Raw genomic sequence first — 21871 nt, 5'->3', positions numbered from 1 at the left:
GGCGATGCTGGCGCTCGACCGGGTCAGCAAGACCTATCCCAACGGCGTCGAGGCGCTGGCGCGCTTTTCCGCCGAGATCAGGCAGGGCGAGATCATCGCAATCATCGGGGGTTCCGGCTGCGGCAAATCCACATTGCTCCGCGCCATCGCGGGTCTTGACCGCGCCAGTTCCGGCACGGTGACGCTCGACAGCGAGGCGATCGCCTCGCCGCACGCCAAGATTGGCATCATCTTTCAGGAGCCGCGGCTGCTGCCCTGGCTCAGCGTTGCCGACAATATCGGCTTCGGTATCGCCGAGTTGCCGGCGGCCGAGCGGCGCGACAAGGTGGCGCGAGCGCTGGCACGCGTTGGCCTCGCCGACAAGGCGCAGGCCTGGCCGCGCGAGCTCTCGGGCGGACAGGCGCAGCGGGTCGCGATTGCGCGTGCGCTGGTGCCGCAACCCGAAGTGCTCCTGCTCGACGAGCCGTTCTCCGCGCTCGATGCCTTCACCCGTCGGGACCTGCAGGATCATCTGCTCGACCTCTGGGCCGACACGCGGCCGACCTTGATCCTCGTCACACATGACGTCGACGAGGCCGTCGTGCTGGCCGATCGCGTGCTGGTGATGCGGCCGCGGCCCGGTCGGCTGTTCGACCAGATCGAGATCAATCTGACCCGTCCGCGCGACCGCAATTCGCCGCTGTTCGAGAATTTCAAGCGAAGTGTGCTGACGTCACTCGACCGTTCGCTCGACCGCAACGTGCCCGACCGTGACGCAACCCAGGGTCCCGGTCAGGCCATGTGGTGGTGACATTTTCGCCCCGAGCCGGTACATCGAGAGACAATTTTCCCGGGAGAGAACAAGATGGATGCCGCAGAGCTGCGCCAGATGCAGGCCCCGATCAAGGAACGCTACAAGTCCGATCCCAAGACCGCGATGATCACGCTGAAGGCCAAGGGCTCGACCGAGAGCGAAGGCATCGCCTGCAAGGTTGAGACCGGCCGCGCCATCGCGACGGCTGGCCTGCATCCGGCCACCGGCGGTTCAGGGCTCGAGCTCTGCTCCGGTGACATGCTGCTGGAAGCGCTCGTTGCCTGCGCCGGTGTCACACTGAAGTCGGTTGCGACCGCGATCGAAGTGCCGCTCAGAAGCGGCAATGTCTACGCCGAGGGCGATCTCGATTTCCGCGGCACACTCGGCATCGACAAGGAGACCCCGGTCGGCTTCGCCGAGATACGCCTCCGCTTCGAGGTCGACACGCCGGCACCGCAAGACAAGCTCGATCTCCTGCTCAAGCTCACCGAGCGCTATTGCGTGGTCTATCAGACCATCAAGAACGGCCCGAAGGTTTCGGTGTCGATGCAGCGGGTGTGAGGCGCAGGTCGTAACCGCAGCAATTGGTGTCGTTCCGGGGCTCGCGCTTCGCGCGCCCCGGAATGACAGACAAAATGTCCCTCGACCTCCACTTCATCGTCTTCCTCCTCCTGCGCATGGCGATCGCGGCGGCGTTCGTCGTGTCGGCGTCTGTCATCACCGAGCGCTCGGGGCCGGCGATCGGAGCGCTGGTTGCGACGCTGCCGGTTTCCGCCGGCCCCTCCTACGTCTTCCTCGCGATCGACCATGACGCCGCCTTCATCGCGCAGGGCGCGTTGTCGAGCTTGCCGGTCAACGCCGCAACGATCTTCATGGGCCTCACTTATGTCGTGCTGGCGCAGCGGCACAGCATGGCGGTGAGCTGCGGCAGCGCGTTCGCGGTCTGGATCGCGATCGCATCGGTCATCCGCATGTTCGACTGGACACTCACCGCGGGCCTCACCGCGAACTTCATCGCGTTCGGCATCTGCATTCCGCTGCTCTCAGGCTATCGCCACGTGAAGATGCCGCTGGTGACGCGCCGCTGGTACGACATCCCGATGCGGGCCGCGCTGGTCGCGACTCTCGTCGCCATCGTCGTCTCGACGTCGAATTGGGTCGGCCCTCGCATCAGCGGCATCATTGCGCTGTTCCCCGTGGTGTTCTCCAGCATGATGGTGATCCTGCATCCCCGCATTGGCGGCCCGCCGACCGCCGCCGTGCTCGCCAATTCCGCGTGGGGCCTGCTCGGTTTCGGCATGGCGATCGCGGTCATGCACGTTGCAGTGGAGAAATTTGGATCGGGGGTTGGCCTTTTCCTGGCGCTTGCAACCTGCGTGACGTGGAACCTGACGCTGTGGTGGAATGGGCGTAGAGCGCGACGCATTGGAACGTAAGCGTTGCGTACGGATATTTTGCGGTGATCCGCCTCGTACTTCTCCGGTGTTCGGCCGCCGGTTTTCGACAGCGTCGTTAATTTAATCTTTGCGCCTTGCCCGTAAATGTACTCGTCGGTTGTTGAGGTGGCCCACGTTGAATGCGGGCCTGCAGTTTCGAAATCCAAGTGGCGAGCGAGCCGAAAATTTTCGAGCGTGAGGGCAACGGTGCCTGCGTCATGCAAAACCATTTCTCATCGAGGAGATATTTGAATGTTCGGTCGCAAGTCCCATTCTGATGCCCAGGCGCGGCTCGATGCCATCGGCCGTTCCCAGGCGATGATCGAATTCAATCTTGATGGGACGATCATCACGGCCAACAAGAATTTCCTCGATGCCCTTGGCTATCGGCTCGACGAAATCCAGGGCAAACATCACTCCATGTTCGTGCCGGCCGACCAGCGCGAAACCGCTGAGTACAAGGCGTTCTGGGCCGCACTGAATCGTGGCGAGTATCAGGCGCGCGAGTTCAAGCGAATCGCGAAGGACGGCCACGAGATCTGGATCGAAGCATCCTACAATCCGGTGCTCGACGGCAACGGCAAGGCGGTGATGGTCGCCAAGATTGCGACCGACATCACCGAGAAGAAGATCCGGAGCATGACGGACGCTTCGAAGATCGCCGCCAGCAGTCGTGCCCAGGCGGTGATCGAGTTCAAGCTCGACGGAACTATTGTCGCCGCCAACGAGAATTTCTGCAATGCGCTCGGCTATTCGCTGGCCGAGATCCAGGGCAAGCATCACAGCATGTTCGTGGCGCCCGCCGAGCGCGATGGCGCGGCCTATCGCGAATTCTGGGCGAAGCTCAATCGCGGTGAGTACCAGGCCGGCGAGTTCAAGCGTATCGGCAAGGGTGGCCGAGAGGTCTGGATTCTCGCCTCTTACAACCCGCTGCTCGACGAGAGCGGCAAGCCGTTCGGCGTGGTCAAATACGCAACAGACGTCACCGCGGAAAAGCTGAAGAACGCCGACCGCGCCGGCCAGCTCGAAGCCATCGACAAGGCGCAGGCCGTGATCGAGTTCAACATGGACGGCACGATCATCACAGCGAACTCGAACTTCCTCGCAGCCCTCGGCTATTCGCTGGCCGAGATCAAGGGCAAGCATCACAGCATGTTCGTCGAGCCCGGTGAGCGCGACGGCGCCGCCTATCGCGAATTCTGGGCCGCGCTCAACCGCGGTCAGTACCAGGCAGGGGAATACAAGCGCATCGGCAAGGGCGGCAAGGAAGTCTACATCCAGGCCTCCTACAACCCGATCTTCGATCTCAACGGCAGGCCCTACAAGGTCGTGAAATACGCCACCGATGTCACGAAGCAGGTGCTGGTACGCATGGGCAACGAACGCGTTCGCGGCATGATGGAATCGGTCGCCGCCGGATCAGAGGAGCTGAATGCCTCGGTGCGGGAGATCTCGGAGGCCATGACAAAGTCGCGCGAGACGGCGATGAGCGCGGTGGATCAGGTCGCTACCGCCGACGCGCAGGCCCAGCGCCTCACCGAAGCCGCGCAGGCAATGAGCGGCATCGTCGAGCTCATCAACAACATCACCGGGCAGATCAACCTGCTCGCGCTCAACGCCACGATCGAATCGGCGCGCGCTGGCGAAGCCGGTCGCGGCTTCGCCGTGGTCGCCTCGGAGGTCAAGAGCCTCGCCAACCAGGCCAAGCAGGCCACGGACAAGATTGGCGCGGAGATCGGCAGCCTCAACGGCATCTCCGGCGACGTCGTCACCGCTCTGGCTTCGATCAAGACGGCCATCAACAACGTCAGCGAATATGTCACGTCGACGGCCGCCGCAATCGAGGAGCAGAGCACGGTCACGAACGAAATGTCGACCAGCATGCAGCGCGCCGCCGCGGAAGCTGCGGCGATCGCGGCGAGGGCGTAAACGGCATCGTCACTGCTTCGGCAGCTTGGCCTTCAGCGCATACAGCGCATCCAACGCCTCGCGCGGCGACATCTCGTCGGGGTGGAGCGCCTTCACGGCGTCCATCAGCAGTTCAGCCTCGGTCGGCGGTGCGGCTTCCGCGGCGGCGCGCGAGGGGACGGCGAACAACGGCAGATCGTCGGCGAGCGCACGGGCGGTCTGGCCGCGGTCTTGCGCTTCCAGCTTTGCCAGCACCGATTTGGCACGCGTAATGACGGCGGGCGGCAGGCCTGCGAGCTTGGCGACCTGGATGCCGTAGGAGCGATCGGCCGAGCCCGGCAGCACCTCGTGCAGGAACACGACATTGCCCTGCCATTCCTTCACCCGCACCGTCGCATTGAACATGCGCGGCAGCTTGGCCGAGAGCGCGGTCAGCTCGTGATAATGCGTCGCGAACAGCGTGCGGCAGCGGTTGCTCTCGTGCAGATGCTCGATCGCGGCCCAGGCGATCGAGAGACCGTCGAAGGTCGCGGTGCCGCGGCCGATCTCATCTAAGATCACAAGCGCGCGCTCGCCGGCCTGGTTCAGGATCGCCGCCGTCTCCACCATCTCCACCATGAAGGTCGAGCGGCCGCGGGCGAGATCGTCGGCGGCGCCGACGCGCGAGAACAGACGGTCGACGATGCCGATCCGCGCGCGCGTCGCCGGCACGAAACTGCCGATTTGAGCAAGAAGCGCAATCAGCGCGTTCTGGCGCAGGAAGGTCGACTTACCCGCCATGTTCGGGCCGGTCAGCAGCCAGAGCTGGCCGGATTTTTGCGCCGGGCTCGGCGAGAGATCGCAGGCGTTCGCAATGAACGGCTCGCCGTTGCGCTTCAAGGCTTGCTCGACCACGGGATGGCGGCCGGCCTCGATCGCAAAGCCGAGCGAGCCATCGACCTCGGGTCGCACATAGTTCTCGTCGACCGCGAGCTTGGCCAGCGACGTCGCGACATCGAGCAGCGCAAAGCCTTGCGCGGCCGCACGCAGATCGTCGCTGATTTCGATCGCCCTGGCGCAGAGCCGCTCGAAGATCTCGAGCTCGAGGCCGAGCGCGCGGTCGCCGGCATTGGCGATCTTTGCTTCGATCTCGCCGAGCTCCGACGTCGTGAACCGCACCTGGCCCGCCAGCGTCTGGCGATGGATGAAGGTCGCATTCAGCGGCGCCGACATCAGCTTGTCGCCGTGCTGCGCGGTGACCTCGACGAAATAGCCGAGCACATTGTTGTGGCGGATCTTGAGCGCCTTGACGGAGGTCACGTCGGCGTAGCGCGCCTGCATCGAGGCCACGACCAGGCGCGAAGCGTCGCGTAGGTTTCGCGCTTCGTCGAGCGCCGGCTCATAGCCGGCACGAACGAAGCCGCCATCGCGCTTGATCAGCGGCAATTGCTCGTCGAGCGCGCGCGCGAATTCGGCGGCGAGCTCGCGCGAGGGACGCTTCAGCGCCGCCATCACTGCCGTGATCTCCTGCGGCGGCTGGTCGAGCTCGCCAAGCCGCGCCAAAACCTGGTCTGCGGCGATGATGCCGTCGCGCAAGCCCGCAAGGTCGCGCGGTCCGCCGCGGCCGACGGAGAGGCGGGCCAGCGCGCGCGACATGTCGGGCGCGCCGCGCAAGATGCTGCGGATGTCCTCGCGCGTCGCCGAATCCGCGACGAAGGCACTGACGGCATCGAGCCGCCGCGCGATCGCCGGCGCGTCGGTCAAGGGCGCGGCCAGCCGCTGCGCCAGCAGGCGCGAGCCGGCCGAGGTGACCGTGCAGTCGATGGCATCGAGCAGCGAGCCGCGGCGTTCGCCGGCGAGCGTCCGCGTCAGCTCGAGATTGGCGCGGGTGGCGGGATCGATCGCCATGGTCGCGCCGGAGGCTTCGCGCGCGGGCGGCGACAGCGGCGGATGCTTGCCGACCTGGGTGCGGTCGACATAGGTGACGGCGGCGGCAGCAGCGGTGGCTTCCAGCCGCGACAGCTGCGCCAGCCCGTCCATGGTCGCGACGGCAAAGTAGTCGCAAAGGCGTTTCTCGGCGGTGGCGCCGTCGAAGACATCGCGGGTCACCGGCGTCACCGCCGGCAGCTCGCGCAAGGTCTGCCCGAGTTCGTTATCGCCATAAAGCGCGTCGGTGACGATGGCCTCGTTCGGGTTGATGCGTGCCAGCGTCGCGGCGAGCTCGCCGCCCGAGACTTCCGTCACCGTGAATTCGGCGGTCGAGATGTCGATCCAGGCAAGCCCGAAACGGTCGCCGCCGGCGGACGAGCGCGCCCGCGCGATCGCCAGCAAATAATTGTTCGCGCGCGCATCGAGCAGCGTGTCTTCCGTCAGCGTGCCCGGCGTCACCAGCCGCACCACGCCGCGGCGCACGACGCTCTTGTTGCCGCGCGCTTTCGCCGCCGCGGGATCCTCGGTCTGCTCGCACACGGCGACCCGGTGGCCGGCGCTGATCAGGCGGTGCAGATAATCCTCGGAGCGCTCGACCGGCACGCCGCACATCGGGATATCGTTGCCCTGATGCTTGCCGCGCTTGGTCAACACGATGCCGAGCGTCCTGGAGGCGATCTCGGCGTCCTCGAAGAACAGCTCGTAGAAATCGCCCATCCGGTAGAACAGCAGCAAGCCCTGATGCGCCGCCTTGATCTCCAGATACTGTTCCATCATCGGCGTCACGCGCGCGGCGGCTTCCGCTGGCGCCGCGGGTGCTTCGTCGGGGGGCGGGACGGGGATGGGCTGTTGTAGGGTCATGGGCGGCGCAACCTACAAAATTTCGCCTCCTGCTCCTATCGCTTTGGCCCGACAGCAGGGGTTTTCCACGTTGTCCGCACCGCGGCATGCGCCGGCGGCGTGCTGGTCCCACGGAACACGCAAGCAACCGTCAATTGACCTGCCGCGGGCGCCCTCCTAAAACTCCGCCGACATTGAAGAATTTCCGCCAAACCGCGGCATTCAGGGAGAACAACGATGCGTGACGTCTTTATCTGCGATGCCGTGCGGACCCCGATCGGCCGTTTCGGCGGCTCGCTGGCCAAGGTGCGTGCCGACGACCTCGCCGCCGCTCCCATCAAGGCGCTGATGGCCAAGCACCCCAATCTCGACTGGGCGCAGGTGGACGAAGTCTTCTTTGGCTGCGCCAACCAGGCCGGCGAGGACAACCGCAACGTCGCGCGCATGGCGCTGCTGCTGGCGGGGCTCCCCGACTCGGTTCCCGGCCAGACCCTGAACCGGCTCTGCGCCTCCGGCCTCGATGCGGTCGGTGCGGCCGGCCGTGCCATCCGCTCCGGCGAGATCGAGCTTGCCATTGCCGGCGGCGTCGAATCCATGACCCGCGCGCCCTTCGTGATGGGCAAGGCGCAGGAAGCGTTCTCGCGTTCGGCCGAGATCTTCGACACCACCATCGGCTGGCGCTTCATCAACCCGCTGCTCAAGGCGCAGTATGGCGTCGACGCGATGCCGGAGACCGGCGAGAACGTCGCCGAGGAATTCCAGGTCTCGCGCGCCGACCAGGATGCCTTCGCCATCCGCTCGCAGCAGCGCGCCGGCAAAGCGATCGCCGCCGGCTATTTTGCGGAAGAAATCACGCCCATCACCATTCCTGGCGGCAAAGCCGGTCCGATCACGGTCGACAAGGACGAGCATCCGCGTCCCGAGACCACGCTGGAAGGTTTGGCAAAACTGAAGCCGATCGTGCGCAACCCCGGCACGGTGACCGCCGGCAATGCCTCCGGCGTCAATGACGGCGCCGCCGCGATGATCCTTGCGTCCGAAGCCGCTGTGAAGAAGCACGGCCTGACGCCCCGCGCGCGCATCCTCGGCCTTGCCTCGGCCGGCGTGCCGCCGCGCATCATGGGCATCGGCCCGGTGCCGGCGACCCGCAGGCTGATGGAGCGGCTCGGCAAGAAGATCACCGATTTCGACCTGATCGAGCTGAACGAGGCTTTCGCCTCGCAGGGCATCGCCTGCATGCGCCAGCTCGGCGTCGCCGACGATGCCGACTACGTCAATCCGCATGGCGGCGCCATCGCGCTCGGCCATCCCCTCGGCATGAGCGGCGCGCGCCTCGCGCTCACCGCCGTGCACGGCATGGAAAAGCGCGGCGGCAAGCTCGCGCTCGCCACCATGTGCGTCGGCGTCGGCCAGGGCGTGGCCGTCGCGATCGAGAAGGTGAACTAAGACTCTGTCCTCTCCCTCTCCCCGCAAGCGGGGAGAGGCGAAGAGTCCTCGGGAGATGAGAGGATCGTTCCATGATCATCGAGCGCGAGCAGGACGTCACGGCCGCGGCACTGGCGGTGATGGAGCGAACGTCCGATCCGCGGATGCGGCAGATCATGGTCTCGCTGGTCAAGCATCTGCACGGCTTTGTCCGTGACGTGCGCTTGACCGAGAAGGAATTTCGCGACGCGACCGCAATCATCGCCGAACTCGGCAAGCTGACCACCGACACGCATAACGAAGTCGTGCTGATGGCGGGCTCGCTCGGGGTCTCGCCGCTGGTCTGCCTGCTCAATAATGGCGATCAAGGCAATACGGAAACCGATCAGTCGCTGCTCGGGCCGTTCTGGCGGCTGAACTCGCCACGGGTGGAGAATGGCGGATCGATCGTCCGCTCCGGGACTCCGGGCGCGCCGCTGTTCGTCAATGGCCGTGTCGTCGACAAGGACGGTCGCCCCGTCGCCGGCGCGGAAGTCGATGTCTGGCACGCCTCGCCGGTTGGGCTGTACGAGAACCAGGACCCCGAGCAAGCCGACATGAACCTGCGCGGCAAGTTCACGACAGATGCAGACGGGCGCTTCGCCTTTCGCTCGGTGATGATGACAGGCTATCCCATTCCGACCAATGGCGTGGTCGGTCGCCTTCTGGAAGCGCAGAGCCGGCATCCCTATCGTCCGGCGCATCTGCATGCCCTGATCTTCAAGCCCGGCTTCAAGGTGCTGATCTCGCAGGTCTACGATCCCAGCGATCCCCATATCGACAGCGACGTGCAGTTCGGCGTGACACAAGCGTTGATCGGCAAGTTCGTGCGCCACGAGGCGCCGCATCCGACCGCGCGTGACGTTTCGACCCCCTGGTATTCGCTCGATCACACCTACCGGCTCGAGGCCGGGGAGGCCGTGCTGCCGCGTGCGCCGATCAAATAGGGCGCTCGTGCCGAATGCCGGGCGCGAAAGGGGTGCGAAAGCCGCTTCCCTAGATTAGTTATATTCTATAATGATTGGCGCAAATTTGGTCCGGCCGAACCGAAATGGCCGGGGAGGAGTTCGCCAATGACGTTCATTTATCCCACAGACAGCAACACGGCGCATCCGCTGCCGCTGTCGCCCGAGTACAAGAGCTCGATCAAGCGCGCGCCGAACAAGCCGTTGATCCCGATGCGCCACACGCTGTCGGAACTGACCGGCCCGGTCTACGGCCACGAGACCGTGCGCGAAGGCGACAACGATCTCACCACCCAGCACAAGGGCGAGCCGCTCGGCGAGCGCATCATCGTGCATGGTCATGTCCGCGACGAGGATGGCCGCGGCGTGCCCAACACGCTGGTCGAGATCTGGCAGGCCAATGCCTGCGGCCGCTACGTCCATGTCCGCGATCAGCATCCGGCGCCGCTCGATCCCAATTTCACCGGCGCGGGCCGCACCGCGAGCGATGCCGCCGGCTACTATCGCTTCGTCAGCATCAAGCCCGGCGCTTACCCCTGGGGCAATCATCACAATGCCTGGCGCCCCGCGCACATTCATCTTTCGGTGTTCGGTCATTCCTTCGTCAGCCGCCTGGTGACGCAGATGTATTTTCCGGGAGATCCGCTGTTCCCGTTCGATCCGATCTTCAATTCGGTGCCGGATGAGAAGGCGCGGATGCGCATGGTCTCGTCGTTTGACCTCGAGAATACCAAGCCCGAATGGGCGCTGTGCTACCGCTTCGACATCGTGCTGCGCGGCAAGAACGCCACCCCCATGGAGAACCACTAACGTGCAGGATTCTGTGAAGCCCGATGGGATCACGCCGTCGCAGACCGTCGGCCCGTTCTTCAAATACGGCCTGACGCCGACAGGCGATTACGCCTGGAACGACGCCTTCACCAATTCGACGCTGACGCCTGACGTCTCCGGCGATCGCGTCCGCATCGAGGGCCGCGTGCTCGACGGCGACGGTGCCACCGTGCCCGACGCCATGCTGGAGATCTGGCAGGCGGATGCGCAGGGGCGCTACGCCGATCCGCAGGACAAGCGCGCGCTGCCGAACGCCAGCTTCCGCGGCTTCGCCCGCTGCGGCACCGACAAGGACGGCAATTATTCCTTCGACACCATCAAGCCGGGCACGGTGCCCGATGCCGACGGCAAGCCGCAGGCACCACATCTCGTCCTGGCGGTGTTCGCGCGCGGCATGCTGCGGCATCTCTATACCCGCATCTATTTCGGCGACGAGGCCGGCAATACAGCCGATCCCGTGCTGGCGCTGGTTCCAGCCGACCGCCGCGCCACGCTGATTGCGGTGCGTGACGCGGGCAAGGCGGTCTACAAGCTCGACCTGCGCCTGCAGGGCGACAACGAGACGGTGTTCTTCGACGTGTGAAGCCAAGCGCATGCCGGCGACATCAGGTCGCCGGCAGACGTCAAAGGATCGATTGCCGTATCGCATTCCCCGTATTTTCCCGGGGTGATCGCGACGCAATTTCCGCGCGAAGAAAGTCCGTGTTTACCGCAATCCTTTAGGCTTCGCGTTGATTTGGCGCTGGCTATCGGATTGTTTCATGAAAATTCGTCTTTCGCTGTCTTCAGCAATCATTGCATTTGGCATTGTTCTGGCCATCGGCTTCACGGCGGTCGTCTCCACCAGCCTCTATGCGCTACGCGAGCTCAAGGTCGGTGGTCCGCTCTACTCCGACATCAAGCTCGGCAACGATTTGATCGCCGACATCCTGCCGCCGCCGGAATATGTCATCGAGGCCTATCTCGAAGCCACGCTCGCCATGCGTGAGCCGGACCAACTGGCAGCCCATGGCGAACGTCTGGTCCAGCTCCGCAAGGATTATGACGAGCGCAAGGCCTATTGGACCGCGTCCAGCCTCGCGGCCGACCTGAAGACGGCCCTGGTGTCCAAGTCCGACGCCGAGGTGCAGAAATTCTGGAAGCTGTTGTCCGATCAGCTCCTGCCGGCGCTCAAGGCCAAGGACGCGGCTGCGTCCGAACGCGCCTATGCGCAGCTCAAAGCCGCCTACACCGCGCATCGCGCCGTCATCGACAGCATCGTCGACAGCGCCAACAAGCAGAACGCCGACATGGAGAAGCTGGCCGCCGAGCGCGACAGCGCGATGCTCTATATTCTGCTTGGCGTCTCCGCGGCCGTGCTCGCCTTCATTGCCGCCGGTCTGCTCGGCGTCGCGTTCGGCGTGGTGCGTCCGATCGTGCGCATGACGGACACGATGCAGAAGCTTGCGACCGGAGATCTCGCCGCCGACATCCCTTTCGCGCAACGTCAGGACGAGGTCGGCTCGATGGCCGGCGCACTCCAGGTGTTCAAGCAGGGAGCGATCGAGAATTCGCGCCTGCGCGAGGAGCAATTGCAGAAGGAACAGGAAGCGGCGCTGGCCAAGCGCAGTGCCCTGCACCAGATGGCCGAGACCGTCGAGCGCGAGACCGGCCGTTCCGTCGATACCGCGAGCTCTGCGACGCAGGGCGTGGAGCGGGCTGCCGTGAGCCTGTCCGAGATCGCGCGATCCCTGTCTTCGGAATCGCAGGCGGTCGCCGCCGCCTCCACCCAGGCCCTCGGCAGTTCGCAGACCGTTTCGGCCGCCGCCGAAGAGCTGAGTGCCTCGATCCGGGAGATCGCAACGCAGGTCGGACGCACCTCGACTGTCACCAAGTCGGCGGTCGCAGGCCGCGAGCAGGCGCGCTCGACCATCCAGGCGCTGGCGGGCGCAGTGAAAAAGATCGCCGAGGTCTCCGACCTGATCGGCGGCATCGCCGGCCAGACCAATCTGCTCGCGCTCAACGCCACGATCGAGGCGGCGCGTGCCGGCGAGGCAGGCCGCGGTTTTGCGGTCGTCGCGGCCGAAGTGAAATCCCTGTCCGACCAGACTGCGAAATCCACCGAGGAGATCGGGCGCCTGATCGCGGAGATCCAGACCTCGACGCAGGCCGCGGTCGATGCCGTCGAGACCATGGGTGGCCACATCGTCGAGATCGACGGCGTGGCGACCTCGGTCGCCGCCGCGATGGAAGAGCAGGATGCCGCGACGCGAGAGATCGCCCGTTCGATCTCCGAATCGGCGTCTGCCGCGAAGGAGGTCTCTGCCAAGATCGCCAATGTCAGCCGCGACGCCGCGTCCGTGAACGACCGCGCCACGGAGGTCAGGCAGGCCATCGCGGGCATGGCGGCCAATCTGGAATCGCTGCGATCGGTTGTGGTCCGCACCGTGCGAGACTCGACCGCAGCGGCTTAACGTCCGACACCAACTCGGCCGCTGGCGCGTGGGGGCGTGATCGTGCAGTATGGCACGGGGCAGGGGCATCAGGGCTATGACACCTCCACAACTGCCGGCGGTCGCTGAACCCGGTTACCTCACGGCCGCATTGCGCAAGGCCGGCGCGCTGGACGCCGGCGCCGTGCGCGAGGTGACGGTGCTGCATGAGCGCGACACCGTGGTGTCGCACATCGCCCGGATCGGCCTGCGCTATGTCGGCGAATCAGCCGGCGCGCCGCAATCCCTGATCCTGAAGACGCCACATGCCGATTTTGCCAAGACGCTCGCCGATGGCGGCCGGCATGAGGTGGCCTTCTACACCAAGCTCGCACCGAACATGCCGCGAGGGCTGGTGCCGCGCTGCTTCGACGGACGTTTCGACGAGCTGGGCGAGACCTGGCATCTCCTGCTCGAAGATCTCACCGACAGCCACGAGATCGTGACCCAATGGCCGCTGCCGCCGTCGCGCGAGCAGACATTCGCGATCGTCGCTACGCTTGCACACTGGCATGCGGCCTGGTGGGACCATCCCGATCTCGGCCACACCATTGGCACCTGGGCGAGCCCGGACGACAGCGCGCAGCATTTGGAGACCTTTGCCGGTCATTACGACCGTTTCGCCGATATGCTCGGCGATCGCCTCAGTGAGGAGCGCCGGCTCCTTTATCGTCGCCTGATCGATCAGTCGGCCCGGCTATCCGACCGTTACCATTCGCGTCGTAACCTCAGCATCACCCACGGCGACGCCCACACCTGGAATTTCTTCCTGCCGCGCGCCGGCGTCGCTGACACCGTGCGCATCTTCGATTTCGACCTGTGGGGCGTCAATGTCCCGACCAACGACCTCGCCTACATGATGGCGCTGCATTGGTTTCCGGAGCGCCGGCAGGCCCTGGAGCGTCCGCTCCTCAATCTCTATCACGAGACACTGCTCGCAAGCGGCATCACCGGCTACACGCGCGGCGCGCTCGATCGTGACTACCGCCTGTCGGTGCTCTGGCACATCACCAAGCCGGTCTGGCAATGGGCCATCAACATCCCGCCAGGGATCTGGTGGCATCATCTGGAGCGGATCATGATGGCGGTCGAGGATCTGGGGTGTGAGGAGTTGTTGTAGGGAGCGCGCTACGCACTCGCTGTCGTCGCCCGGCTTGACCGGGCGACCCAGTATTCCAGAGACGTCTGTGGGATGCGGAAAAGCCGCGGCGTACCGGATGCCCCGGTTCCGGCTCCGCCAAGGCTACGCCGAGGCCCACACGGGCGCTCGGCACGCCGAAGCTTCAGCGAAGGCGGCAGGCCGGGGCATGACAGATGCTCCTACTCCATCACCGCATGTTCCGGCCCGGCCGCCTGCTTGCGCAGCGTGGCCTTGGTTGAGCCGATCATCAGCGCCAGCGGGATGGTGCAGAGGATGAAGACCATCACCAGCATATAGTCGTGCGAAAAGGCGATGATCTGCGCCTGCACGCTGACCATGCGGTCGGCCATGGCGCGGCCGGCGTCGGTGGAGAGGTTGATCAGGCCGCGCACGTCGGGCATCTGGAGCGCGTGGTTGAACGGGTTGATATGCTCCGAGAGGATCGCATAGGTCCTGCGCGTGCCCTGCGTCAGCTGCGCGATGACGATGGAGATGCCGACCGAGCTTGCGACGTTGCGCAAGAGCGTCAGCATCGAGGTGCCGTCGGTGCGCAAATGGTTCGGCAGCGTCAGGAACGACACCGTCGAGAGCGGCACGAAGACGAGGCCGAAGCCGAAGCCCTGCATCACGCTGACGATGACGATCTCCGGCACCTGGGTCTGGTCGGTCCAGCCGGTCATCTGGAACAGCGAGGCCGCCGTCAGCGTCAGGCCGCAGATGATCAGCGTGCGCGCCTCGATGTACTTCATGATGCGGCCGACCATCATCATGGCGAAGAAGGTGCCGAAGCCGCGGCTCGCCAAGAGACCGCCGGCGGTCATGATGGGATAGCCGATGACGTTTTGGAGGTACGGCGAGGCCAGCGCCATGGTCGAATACAGCACCAGGCCCATCACCGTCATGAAGATGCAGCCAGTGAGGAAGTTGCGGTCCTTGAACAGCGCGAACTGGATGAACGGACGCGAGGTCGTGAAGGAGTGGGCGAAGAAGTAATAGAACGCGACGCCCGAGATGACGAACTCGGTCACGATCTCGACCGATTCGAACCAGTCGAGCTGCTCGCCGCGGTCGAGCGCGAGCTGAAGCGCGCCGATCGCGATCGCCAGCGCGCCGAAGCCGAACCAGTCGAATTTAAGGCCGAGGTCCTTCTTGGTCTCATCCATGAAGACCATCAGTCCGAACACGGTGATTGCACCGAACGGCAGATTGACGAAGAACACCCAGTGCCAGGAATAGGTTTCGGTCAACCAGGCACCGAGCGACGGGCCCATGATCGGCCCCATCATCACGCCCATGCCCCAGATCGACATCGCCTTGGCGCGTTCCTGGAGCGTGTAATAGTCGAGCATGACCGACTGCGACAGCGGCACCAGTGCGGCGCCAAACACGCCCTGCAGCAGGCGGAACAGCACCATCTGGTTGATGTCCTGTGCAAGGCCGCAGAGCACGGAAGCAAAGGTGAAGCCAGCAGCGCAGATGATGAAGATGCGCTTGCGGCCGAAGCGGTTCGAGATCCAGCCCACCGGTGCCGTCATGATCGCGGCGGCGACGATGTAGGAGGTCAGCACCCAGTTGATCTGGTCCTGCGAGGCCGACAGCGTGCCCTGCATGTAGGGCAGGGCGACGTTGGCAATGGTGGTGTCCAGCGCCTGCATGATGGTCGCCGTCATGGCGCAGATCGTCACCATGTTCCGGCGCAGGCCGGGGACCATCAGGGCGGGATTGGACTCCGCCATCGGATCAGTCCTTGTCCTGGTCTTTATCTTGGCTTGCGGTCGCCGACAGGCCAAGCAGGCCGGCGAGCGAGCGCTGATGACCGGTGTCGATGGTGGCATAGACGCTCATGCCGGCCTTCAGCTTCTTCACGTATTTGTCGCTCTCGTCGAAATAGATCCTGACAGGCACGCGCTGCACCACCTTGACGAAATTGCCGGTGGCGTTCTGCGGCGGCAGGATCGCGAATTGCGCGCCGGTGCCGGGCGACAGCGAGCCGATCTTGCCCTTGAAGACGTGGTTCGGGAACGCGTCGACCTCGAGCGTGACGGGCTGTCCCTCGGTGACGTAGGTGAGGTCGCTCTCCTTCGGGTTGGCATCGACCCAGGGATGGGCGATGTCGACGATGGAGAACACCGCCGTTCCGGCGGCGACATAGCGGCCAAGCTGGATCTGCTCGACCTGGGTCGCGATGCCATCCATCGGCGCGCGCAGCACGGTGTGATCGAGATTGCGCTGGGCGTCTTCGAGCTTGGCCTTGGCCTGGACGTAAGGCGGGAATTCTTCCAGCGGCAGTTTGGGATTGCCGAGCAATTGCGTCTTGGCGTTGGAGAGCTGCTGCTTGATGAACTGCGCCTGCGCGCCTGCGGTGACCATCGCGTTCGAGGCGTTGTCGAGGTCGAGCTGGGAGCCGAAGCTGTTCTTCACCAGCGCCTGCTTGCGTTCGACATCGCGCTTTTTCAGGTCGACGCCCTGCTGGGCGAGATCGAGCATGTCGCCGTAGATCTTGATGTTGGCGATGAGATTGTCATAGGTCGTCTGCGCCTGGGCGAGTTGCGCCTTGGCTTCTTCAGCTGCGAGGCGGAACGGCACGGGATCGATCTCGAACAGCTCGTCGCCCTTCTTGACCGACTGTCCCTCCTTCACGACGACCTTCTGGATCTTGCCGGAGATGTCGGGCGTCACCAGCACTTTCTGGGCGCCGACATAGGCGTCGTCGGTGCCGACGTAGCGGCCGCCATTGAGATAGAAGGTCAGGCCGGCGATGACGGCCACGATCGGCAGCACCACCATCAGCAGGAAGCGGCGATAGCGGCGCAAGCCCGCGACGAAGCGGCGGCGCGGGTCGGTGCCGGCCTTCTTGGTCGGCTTGCCGCTGTCGATCTTTTGCTCCGGCTGGAATTTGAGAACCTGATCAGCCATAGCGCTGCTCCTTACGTGCTTGTTCCGCGCCAGAGGTCTGAATCGCAGTTCGCACGTTTTCTTTGATGGTTTCGAGTTGGGTGAGGAGGCGGTGGGCGTCCGCCGGGCTGATGCCGTCGAGCGCGTTCGCCGTGAGCTCCGATTTCAGGCCGCTCATCTTGCCGAGCAGTGCACGGCCGGCCTTCTTGAGATAGAGGCGCTTGACGCGGCGGTCGCTGGCGTCGCTGCGGCGCTCGATCCAGTCGCTGTCGCAGAGCTTGTCGATCAGCCGCGTCAGCGTGATCGGCTGCATCTCCAGCAGCTCGGCGAGTTCCGACTGCTTCATGCCCTCGCTGCGCTCGACCTTGGCCAAGACAGCCCATTGCGCGCGGGTGATGCCGAAGCGCGAGGCCTCCTTGTCGGCATAGACGCGCAACAGCCGGTACAGCTCGCCGAGCGTGAACAGGAAATTCTGGTCGACAGACGACCCGCGGGTCATGAGCTTGGTCTCCAATAAGCTTGAATATAATAAGCAAGCTTATGATTATTTCATGGCGGGTTAACGCGGTGCTGTCCCGCAGCAAAAGCATGGCTGACCGCCGCTGCGCCGGTCGTGCTTTGGGTTCCCCGGCCGAAATGCTAGAAGCGGGCCGAATGACCCTCGCAAAGCCCACCTTTCCGACGCCCGACCATGATCACGGACGCTGCACCGCGGATGCGCTGGCGCATGCGGAAGCTGTTTGCGAGCAGCGCGCGCAGAAATTCACGCCGATCCGCCGCCTGGTGCTGGGGGCCTTGCTCTCCAGCCATCGCCCGCTCGGCGCCTATGAAGTGATCGACGAGCTCGCCAAGTCCATGCCGCGACCGGCGCCGATCACGGTCTATCGTGCTCTCGATTTCCTGATGGCGAACGGCCTCGTGCACCGCATCGAGAGCCGCAACGCCTATCTCGCCTGCGCCGCGCACGATCATGACGCGACCTCGGCGGTGGCGTTCCTGATCTGCGAGCGCTGCGGTCTGGTCGGCGAGATCCCGTCAGGGTCGTTCGCCAGGGAGCTCAACGCCGCGGCGCGCGCGTCAGGCTTTGCACCAAAACTGTCTGTGGTGGAGATCGCGGGCGTCTGCACCCATTGTCAGAAAACGTCCTAAAGCAACAACGGCGCAAAGCCGGATTCCAGGAAGACATGTCCTCACCTCAAGCCATCCCGTCCGCCGGCCGCCCTCTCAGTGCCGGCGCCATCGCCCTGATGCTGATGCTGTGCCTGACCTGGGGCTTCAACCAGATCGCGGTGAAGCTCGTCATCCCCGACATCCCGCCGATGTTGCAGGCGACCATCCGCTCGATGGGGGCGCTGCCGGTGCTGTTCATCATCGGCAGCTTGCGCGGAGTAAGGTTCTTCGAGCGCGACGGCACACTCGCGGCAGGTCTGTTTGCCGGCTTGATGTTCGGCGTCGAATTCGTGCTGATCTATGAAGGTCTGCGCTTCACGCCGGCTTCGCGCGCGGTCGTGTTCCTCTACACCGCGCCGTTCTTTGTCGCGCTCGGTTCGTATCAGGTGCTGGGGGAGCGGCTGATGGGCTCGCAATGGTTGGGGCTGGCCTTGAGCTTTGCCGGCGTCGCGCTCGCGATCGGCGTGCCGCAGCCGGATGTCGACGCCAAAGTGCTGCTCGGCGATCTCATGATCGTCGGCGGTGGCGCGCTTTGGGCCGCGACCACGCTGGTCGTCAAGGCGACGCGGCTGCGCTTTGCCCCGCCGGAGAAGGCGCTCGGCTACCAGGTCGCGATGTCGATCCCGATTCTGGGGCTCGCCGCCTATCTGTTCGGGGAGACCATCCCCCACACCCCGAGCCCGCTCTCGATCGGGCTGATGGTGTTCCAGGCGGTCTGGGTGGTGGGAACCACGTTCACGCTTTGGTTCGCGCTGGTGAAGACCTATTCGGCCAGCAAATTGTCGGCTTTTACCTTCATCACCCCTTTGTTTGGCGTGGTGGGTAGCTATTTCATCATGCACGACACCCTGAGTCTGGCCTTTGGGGCGGCAGCCATCCTTGTAATCGCTGGACTTTTCCTGGTTAACCGTCCCAGCCAATCCGCTGCGGCGCCAGCTGATGCATTGCTGAATGTCACCAAAACCTGATATTTGGACCCCATGAACAAGCTCGAAAACCCCCTCGATTCCGACCTCGCGGGCCCCGCGCCCCGGCACAAGACCACCCAGGTGAAGGTGGGCAACGTCGCCGTCGGCGGCGGCGCGCCGATCGTCGTGCAGTCGATGACCAACACCGACACCGCCGACATCGACGGCACCATCGCCCAGGTCGCAGCGCTCGCGCGCGCCGGCTCCGAAATGGTCCGCATCACCGTGGACCGCGAGGAGGCCGCTGCCGCCGTCCCGCACATCCGCGATGGTCTCGCCAAGCGCGGCATCACCACGCCGCTGATCGGCGACTTCCATTATATCGGCCACAAGCTGCTCGCGGCCTATCCGGCCTGCGCCGAGGCGCTGGCGAAGTATCGCATCAATCCCGGCAATGTCGGCTTCAAGGACAAGCGCGACACGCAGTTCGCCGACATCATCGAGATCGCCAACAAGAACAACAAGCCGGTCCGCATCGGCGCCAATTGGGGCTCGCTCGACCAGGAGCTCTTGACCAAGCTGATGGACGAGAACGCCGCCTCCGCCAATCCGCGCGACGTGCGCGCGGTGACGCGCGAGGCGATGGTGCAGTCGGCGCTGCTCTCGGCCGCGCGGGCCGAAGAGCTCGGCATGCCCAAGGATCGCATCATCCTCTCCGCCAAGGTTTCGGCGGTGCAGGACCTGATCGCGGTCTATCAGGATCTCGCCAGCCGGTCCGACTACGCCATCCATCTCGGCCTCACCGAAGCCGGTATGGGCTCGAAGGGCATCGTGGCCTCGTCCGCCGCGCTCGGCATCCTCTTGCAGCAGGGCATCGGCGACACCATCCGCATCTCGCTGACGCCGGAGCCTGGCGGCGACCGCACCCGCGAGGTGCAGGTGGGCCAGGAACTGCTCCAGACCATGGGCTTCCGCACCTTCGTGCCGCTGGTCGCCGCGTGCCCCGGCTGCGGCCGCACCACCTCGACCACGTTCCAGGAGCTGGCACGCTCGATCCAGGACTTCATCCGCGACGAGATGCCGAGCTGGAAGAGCAAATATCCCGGCGTCGAGGAGCTCAACGTCGCGGTGATGGGCTGCATCGTCAACGGCCCCGGCGAATCCAAGCACGCCAATATCGGCATCTCCTTGCCCGGCACCGGCGAAGCCCCGGCCGCGCCCGTCTTCGTCGACGGCAAGAAGTTCCGCACGCTGCGCGGTCCGACCATCTCCGCCGACTTCAAGGCGCTGGTGATCGACTATATCGACCAGCGCTACGGCCAGGGCGCCAAGGCGCCGGCGGCGGAGTGATTCCACTCCGCTAGATGTGACCCGCGTTTAGCCCGGATTGCGCTTCGCTCCATCCGGGCTACGATGCCTCCCAATCAACAATGATTGGGAGCAACACCCATGAGCTCACTCGCCGGCAAGCAAGGTCCGCGTTACCGCCACACGGCTGACGACGGCGCGCCGTACGAGACCATCGCGGTCGAAAAGCTCACCCCCATCATCGGTGCGGAAATCTCCGGCGTCGATATCGGCAAGCTGGTCGAAGGCGACAGCGGCTCCAACCAGCAGATGGACGAGATCCATCGCGCGCTTGCCGAAAACCTCGTCATCTTTTTCCGCGACCAGGCCATCACGCCGAAACAGCATCTCGCCTTCGGCCGCAAGTTCGGCGAGCTGCATTTTCATCCCGCAGCCCCGCACGAGGATGAAGACCCGGCGCTGATGAAGATCTACGCCGATAAGAACTCGCCCCGCGCCAACGGCGAGGGCTGGCACTCCGACGTCTCCTGCGACCTCGAGCCGCCGATGGGCTCGATCCTCTACATCAAGCAGTGCCCGCCGCGCGGCGGCGACACGCTGTTCGCCAACATGTATGCCGCCTATGAGGCGTTGTCCGATCGCATGAGGGCCTATCTCGACGGCCTCACCGCGCTGCACGACGGCGAGCCGATCTATCGCGGCCTTTACGCGAACTATGGCGTCGCCGATCGCCCGTCCTATCCGAACGCCGAGCATCCGGTGGTGCGCACGCATCCGGTCACCGGCAGGAAGGCGCTTTACGTCAACCGCGGCTTCACCAGGCACATCAACGGCATTCCGCGCGACGAGAGCGATGCGATGCTCGCCTATCTCTACCAGCACGCCGAGAACCCCCTGTTCCAGTGCCGCTTCCGCTGGACCGAGAACGCCATCGCCTTCTGGGACAATCGCTGCACCCAGCATCGCGCCATGTGGGACTACTGGCCGCATACGCGCTCGGGCACGCGCGTGACGGTGAAGGGGGAGCGGCCGGTGTGAAAATCTCGTGGCGCATCACCGCCGCTATTGCTGTTGCGCTGATCCCGCTTGTGGCCGTGCCGGCTGACCATGGCGAGGCGGCCGCGCGAGCGAAGATCAAGCCTGCAACGCCCGAGACATGCGATCCCCACAAATTCCGGCTCATTCTCGATGTCGGACACACCTCCGAATCGCAAGGCGCGACCAGCGCGCGCAACGACGTCGAATTCGGCTTCAACCTGCAGCTAACGAAGCTGATCGGAGAGCGCTTGAAGTCGGCCGGTTTCGCTGCAACCCGCGTGCTCGTGACCGACGGCAAGGCGCGTGCCAGCCTGCTCAAGCGCGTCGGCACGGCGAACGACGCGCATGCGGATTTTTTCCTGTCGGTCCACCACGATTCCGTGCCGGACAAGATGCTCGAGGAATGGGAATTCGACGGCGCCAAGAGCTATTTCAGCGACCGTTTCAGCGGCCATTCGCTGTTCGTGTCGGAGCGCAACCCGCATTTCTCCGCCAGCCTCGCCTTCGCCAAGCTGCTGGGACGGGAGTTGAAGGAGAAAGGCCTGCAATACGCCACCCAATACACCCTGCCGCTGATGGGGCATTACCGGCATCCGTTGCTCGACAAGGATGTCGGCGTCTACCGCTATGACGGGCTCGTCGTGCTGTCGCAGACCCGAAGCGCCGCGGTCTTGCTGGAGGCTGGTTCCATCATCAACCGCGACGAGGAGATGGCGATGAACTCGCCGGAGCGACGGGAGCTGATTGCAGCGGCGGTGACGAGGGCGATGCGGTCGTATTGCGAGAAGCGGTAGC

The 21871-nt window shown here is 64.8% G+C and carries 19 protein-coding genes; 15 read left to right on the top strand and 4 right to left on the bottom strand.

Going from position 1 to position 21871, the window contains the following annotated elements; genetic code table 11:
- Positions 1 to 4 precede the first annotated feature (4 nt).
- The 4 genes from L6639_RS07735 (at position 5) to L6639_RS07720 (ending at position 4158) form a co-directional block, all read left to right on the top strand.
- Entirely contained in the window at positions 5 to 790 is a 786-nt protein-coding gene (locus L6639_RS07735; protein ID WP_237860430.1) for an ABC transporter ATP-binding protein, read from the top strand.
- A gap of 54 nt (positions 791 to 844) precedes the next feature.
- Positions 845 to 1354, top strand: coding sequence for an OsmC family protein (locus L6639_RS07730; RefSeq protein WP_237860428.1), 510 nt, complete (start codon positions 845 to 847; stop codon positions 1352 to 1354).
- A gap of 74 nt (positions 1355 to 1428) precedes the next feature.
- The gene (locus L6639_RS07725; RefSeq protein WP_237860426.1) at positions 1429 to 2229 is read left to right on the top strand and encodes a hypothetical protein; all 801 of its coding nucleotides are present in this window, start codon (positions 1429 to 1431) and stop codon (positions 2227 to 2229) included.
- 252 nt (positions 2230 to 2481) lie between these two features.
- Positions 2482 to 4158: a methyl-accepting chemotaxis protein gene (locus L6639_RS07720; RefSeq protein ID WP_237860424.1), complete on the top strand. Its 1677-nt coding sequence runs from the start codon at positions 2482 to 2484 to the stop codon at positions 4156 to 4158.
- A 9-nt stretch (positions 4159 to 4167) separates the two neighbouring features.
- Here the strand turns inward: L6639_RS07720 and mutS are convergent, their stop codons facing one another.
- On the bottom strand, positions 4168 to 6906 hold the full coding sequence (mutS, locus tag L6639_RS07715) for a DNA mismatch repair protein MutS (RefSeq protein ID WP_237860422.1): 2739 nt from the start codon (positions 6904 to 6906) through the stop codon (positions 4168 to 4170).
- Positions 6907 to 7122: 216 nt separating this feature from the next.
- On the opposite strand from mutS, the gene pcaF reads away from it, so the two are divergent.
- The 6 genes from pcaF (at position 7123) to L6639_RS07685 (ending at position 13736) form a co-directional block, all read left to right on the top strand.
- The gene (gene pcaF / locus L6639_RS07710; protein ID WP_237860419.1) at positions 7123 to 8331 is read left to right on the top strand and encodes a 3-oxoadipyl-CoA thiolase; all 1209 of its coding nucleotides are present in this window, start codon (positions 7123 to 7125) and stop codon (positions 8329 to 8331) included.
- Between the two features lie 71 nt (positions 8332 to 8402).
- Positions 8403 to 9296 (top strand): dioxygenase family protein, encoded by an 894-nt coding sequence (locus tag L6639_RS07705; RefSeq protein WP_237860416.1) that lies wholly within the window; start codon positions 8403 to 8405, stop codon positions 9294 to 9296.
- Between the two features lie 126 nt (positions 9297 to 9422).
- A complete protein-coding gene (gene pcaH, locus L6639_RS07700; protein ID WP_237860414.1) occupies positions 9423 to 10124 on the top strand; it encodes a protocatechuate 3,4-dioxygenase subunit beta in 702 nt (233 codons plus the stop codon).
- A gap of 1 nt (position 10125) precedes the next feature.
- Positions 10126 to 10728, top strand: coding sequence for a protocatechuate 3,4-dioxygenase subunit alpha (gene pcaG / locus L6639_RS07695; RefSeq protein WP_237860412.1), 603 nt, complete (start codon positions 10126 to 10128; stop codon positions 10726 to 10728).
- 178 nt (positions 10729 to 10906) lie between these two features.
- Complete coding sequence (locus L6639_RS07690; protein ID WP_237860410.1) at positions 10907 to 12598, top strand: methyl-accepting chemotaxis protein; 1692 nt, start codon at positions 10907 to 10909, stop codon at positions 12596 to 12598.
- Positions 12599 to 12647: 49 nt separating this feature from the next.
- The gene (locus tag L6639_RS07685; RefSeq protein WP_237860408.1) at positions 12648 to 13736 is read left to right on the top strand and encodes an ecdysteroid 22-kinase family protein; all 1089 of its coding nucleotides are present in this window, start codon (positions 12648 to 12650) and stop codon (positions 13734 to 13736) included.
- A gap of 200 nt (positions 13737 to 13936) precedes the next feature.
- Here L6639_RS07685 and L6639_RS07680 read toward each other — a convergent pair whose 3' ends face one another.
- Genes L6639_RS07680 through L6639_RS07670 form a run of 3 tightly spaced genes read right to left on the bottom strand, consistent with a single transcriptional unit; the run spans position 13937 to position 17151 of the window.
- The gene (locus tag L6639_RS07680; protein WP_237860406.1) at positions 13937 to 15493 is read right to left on the bottom strand and encodes an MDR family MFS transporter; all 1557 of its coding nucleotides are present in this window, start codon (positions 15491 to 15493) and stop codon (positions 13937 to 13939) included.
- Between the two features lie 4 nt (positions 15494 to 15497).
- Positions 15498 to 16673, bottom strand: a complete 1176-nt coding sequence (locus L6639_RS07675) for an HlyD family secretion protein (protein ID WP_237860404.1) — start codon at positions 16671 to 16673, stop codon at positions 15498 to 15500.
- The gene (locus L6639_RS07670; protein ID WP_237860402.1) at positions 16666 to 17151 is read right to left on the bottom strand and encodes a MarR family winged helix-turn-helix transcriptional regulator; all 486 of its coding nucleotides are present in this window, start codon (positions 17149 to 17151) and stop codon (positions 16666 to 16668) included. Before L6639_RS07670 ends, L6639_RS07675 begins: the two co-directional genes overlap by 8 nt.
- 155 nt (positions 17152 to 17306) lie before the next feature.
- On the opposite strand from L6639_RS07670, the gene L6639_RS07665 reads away from it, so the two are divergent.
- The 5 genes from L6639_RS07665 (at position 17307) to L6639_RS07645 (ending at position 21870) form a co-directional block, all read left to right on the top strand.
- On the top strand, positions 17307 to 17801 hold the full coding sequence (locus tag L6639_RS07665; RefSeq protein WP_237860401.1) for a Fur family transcriptional regulator: 495 nt from the start codon (positions 17307 to 17309) through the stop codon (positions 17799 to 17801).
- 35 nt (positions 17802 to 17836) lie between these two features.
- The gene (locus L6639_RS07660) at positions 17837 to 18790 is read left to right on the top strand and encodes a DMT family transporter (protein ID WP_237860399.1); all 954 of its coding nucleotides are present in this window, start codon (positions 17837 to 17839) and stop codon (positions 18788 to 18790) included.
- Between the two features lie 12 nt (positions 18791 to 18802).
- Entirely contained in the window at positions 18803 to 20080 is a 1278-nt protein-coding gene (gene ispG / locus L6639_RS07655; RefSeq protein ID WP_237860397.1) for a flavodoxin-dependent (E)-4-hydroxy-3-methylbut-2-enyl-diphosphate synthase, read from the top strand.
- Positions 20081 to 20179: 99 nt separating this feature from the next.
- Complete coding sequence (locus L6639_RS07650; RefSeq protein ID WP_237860395.1) at positions 20180 to 21076, top strand: TauD/TfdA dioxygenase family protein; 897 nt, start codon at positions 20180 to 20182, stop codon at positions 21074 to 21076.
- Positions 21073 to 21870, top strand: a complete 798-nt coding sequence (locus tag L6639_RS07645; protein ID WP_237860392.1) for an N-acetylmuramoyl-L-alanine amidase family protein — start codon at positions 21073 to 21075, stop codon at positions 21868 to 21870. The genes L6639_RS07650 and L6639_RS07645 overlap by 4 nt, the downstream gene beginning before the upstream one ends.
- Position 21871 lies beyond the last annotated feature (1 nt).

Origin of the sequence: Bradyrhizobium zhengyangense, from assembly GCF_022012555.1 — a bacterium.
GTDB lineage: Bacteria > Pseudomonadota > Alphaproteobacteria > Rhizobiales > Xanthobacteraceae > Bradyrhizobium > Bradyrhizobium zhengyangense.
This window is presented reverse-complemented; position numbering and strand designations above follow the sequence as displayed.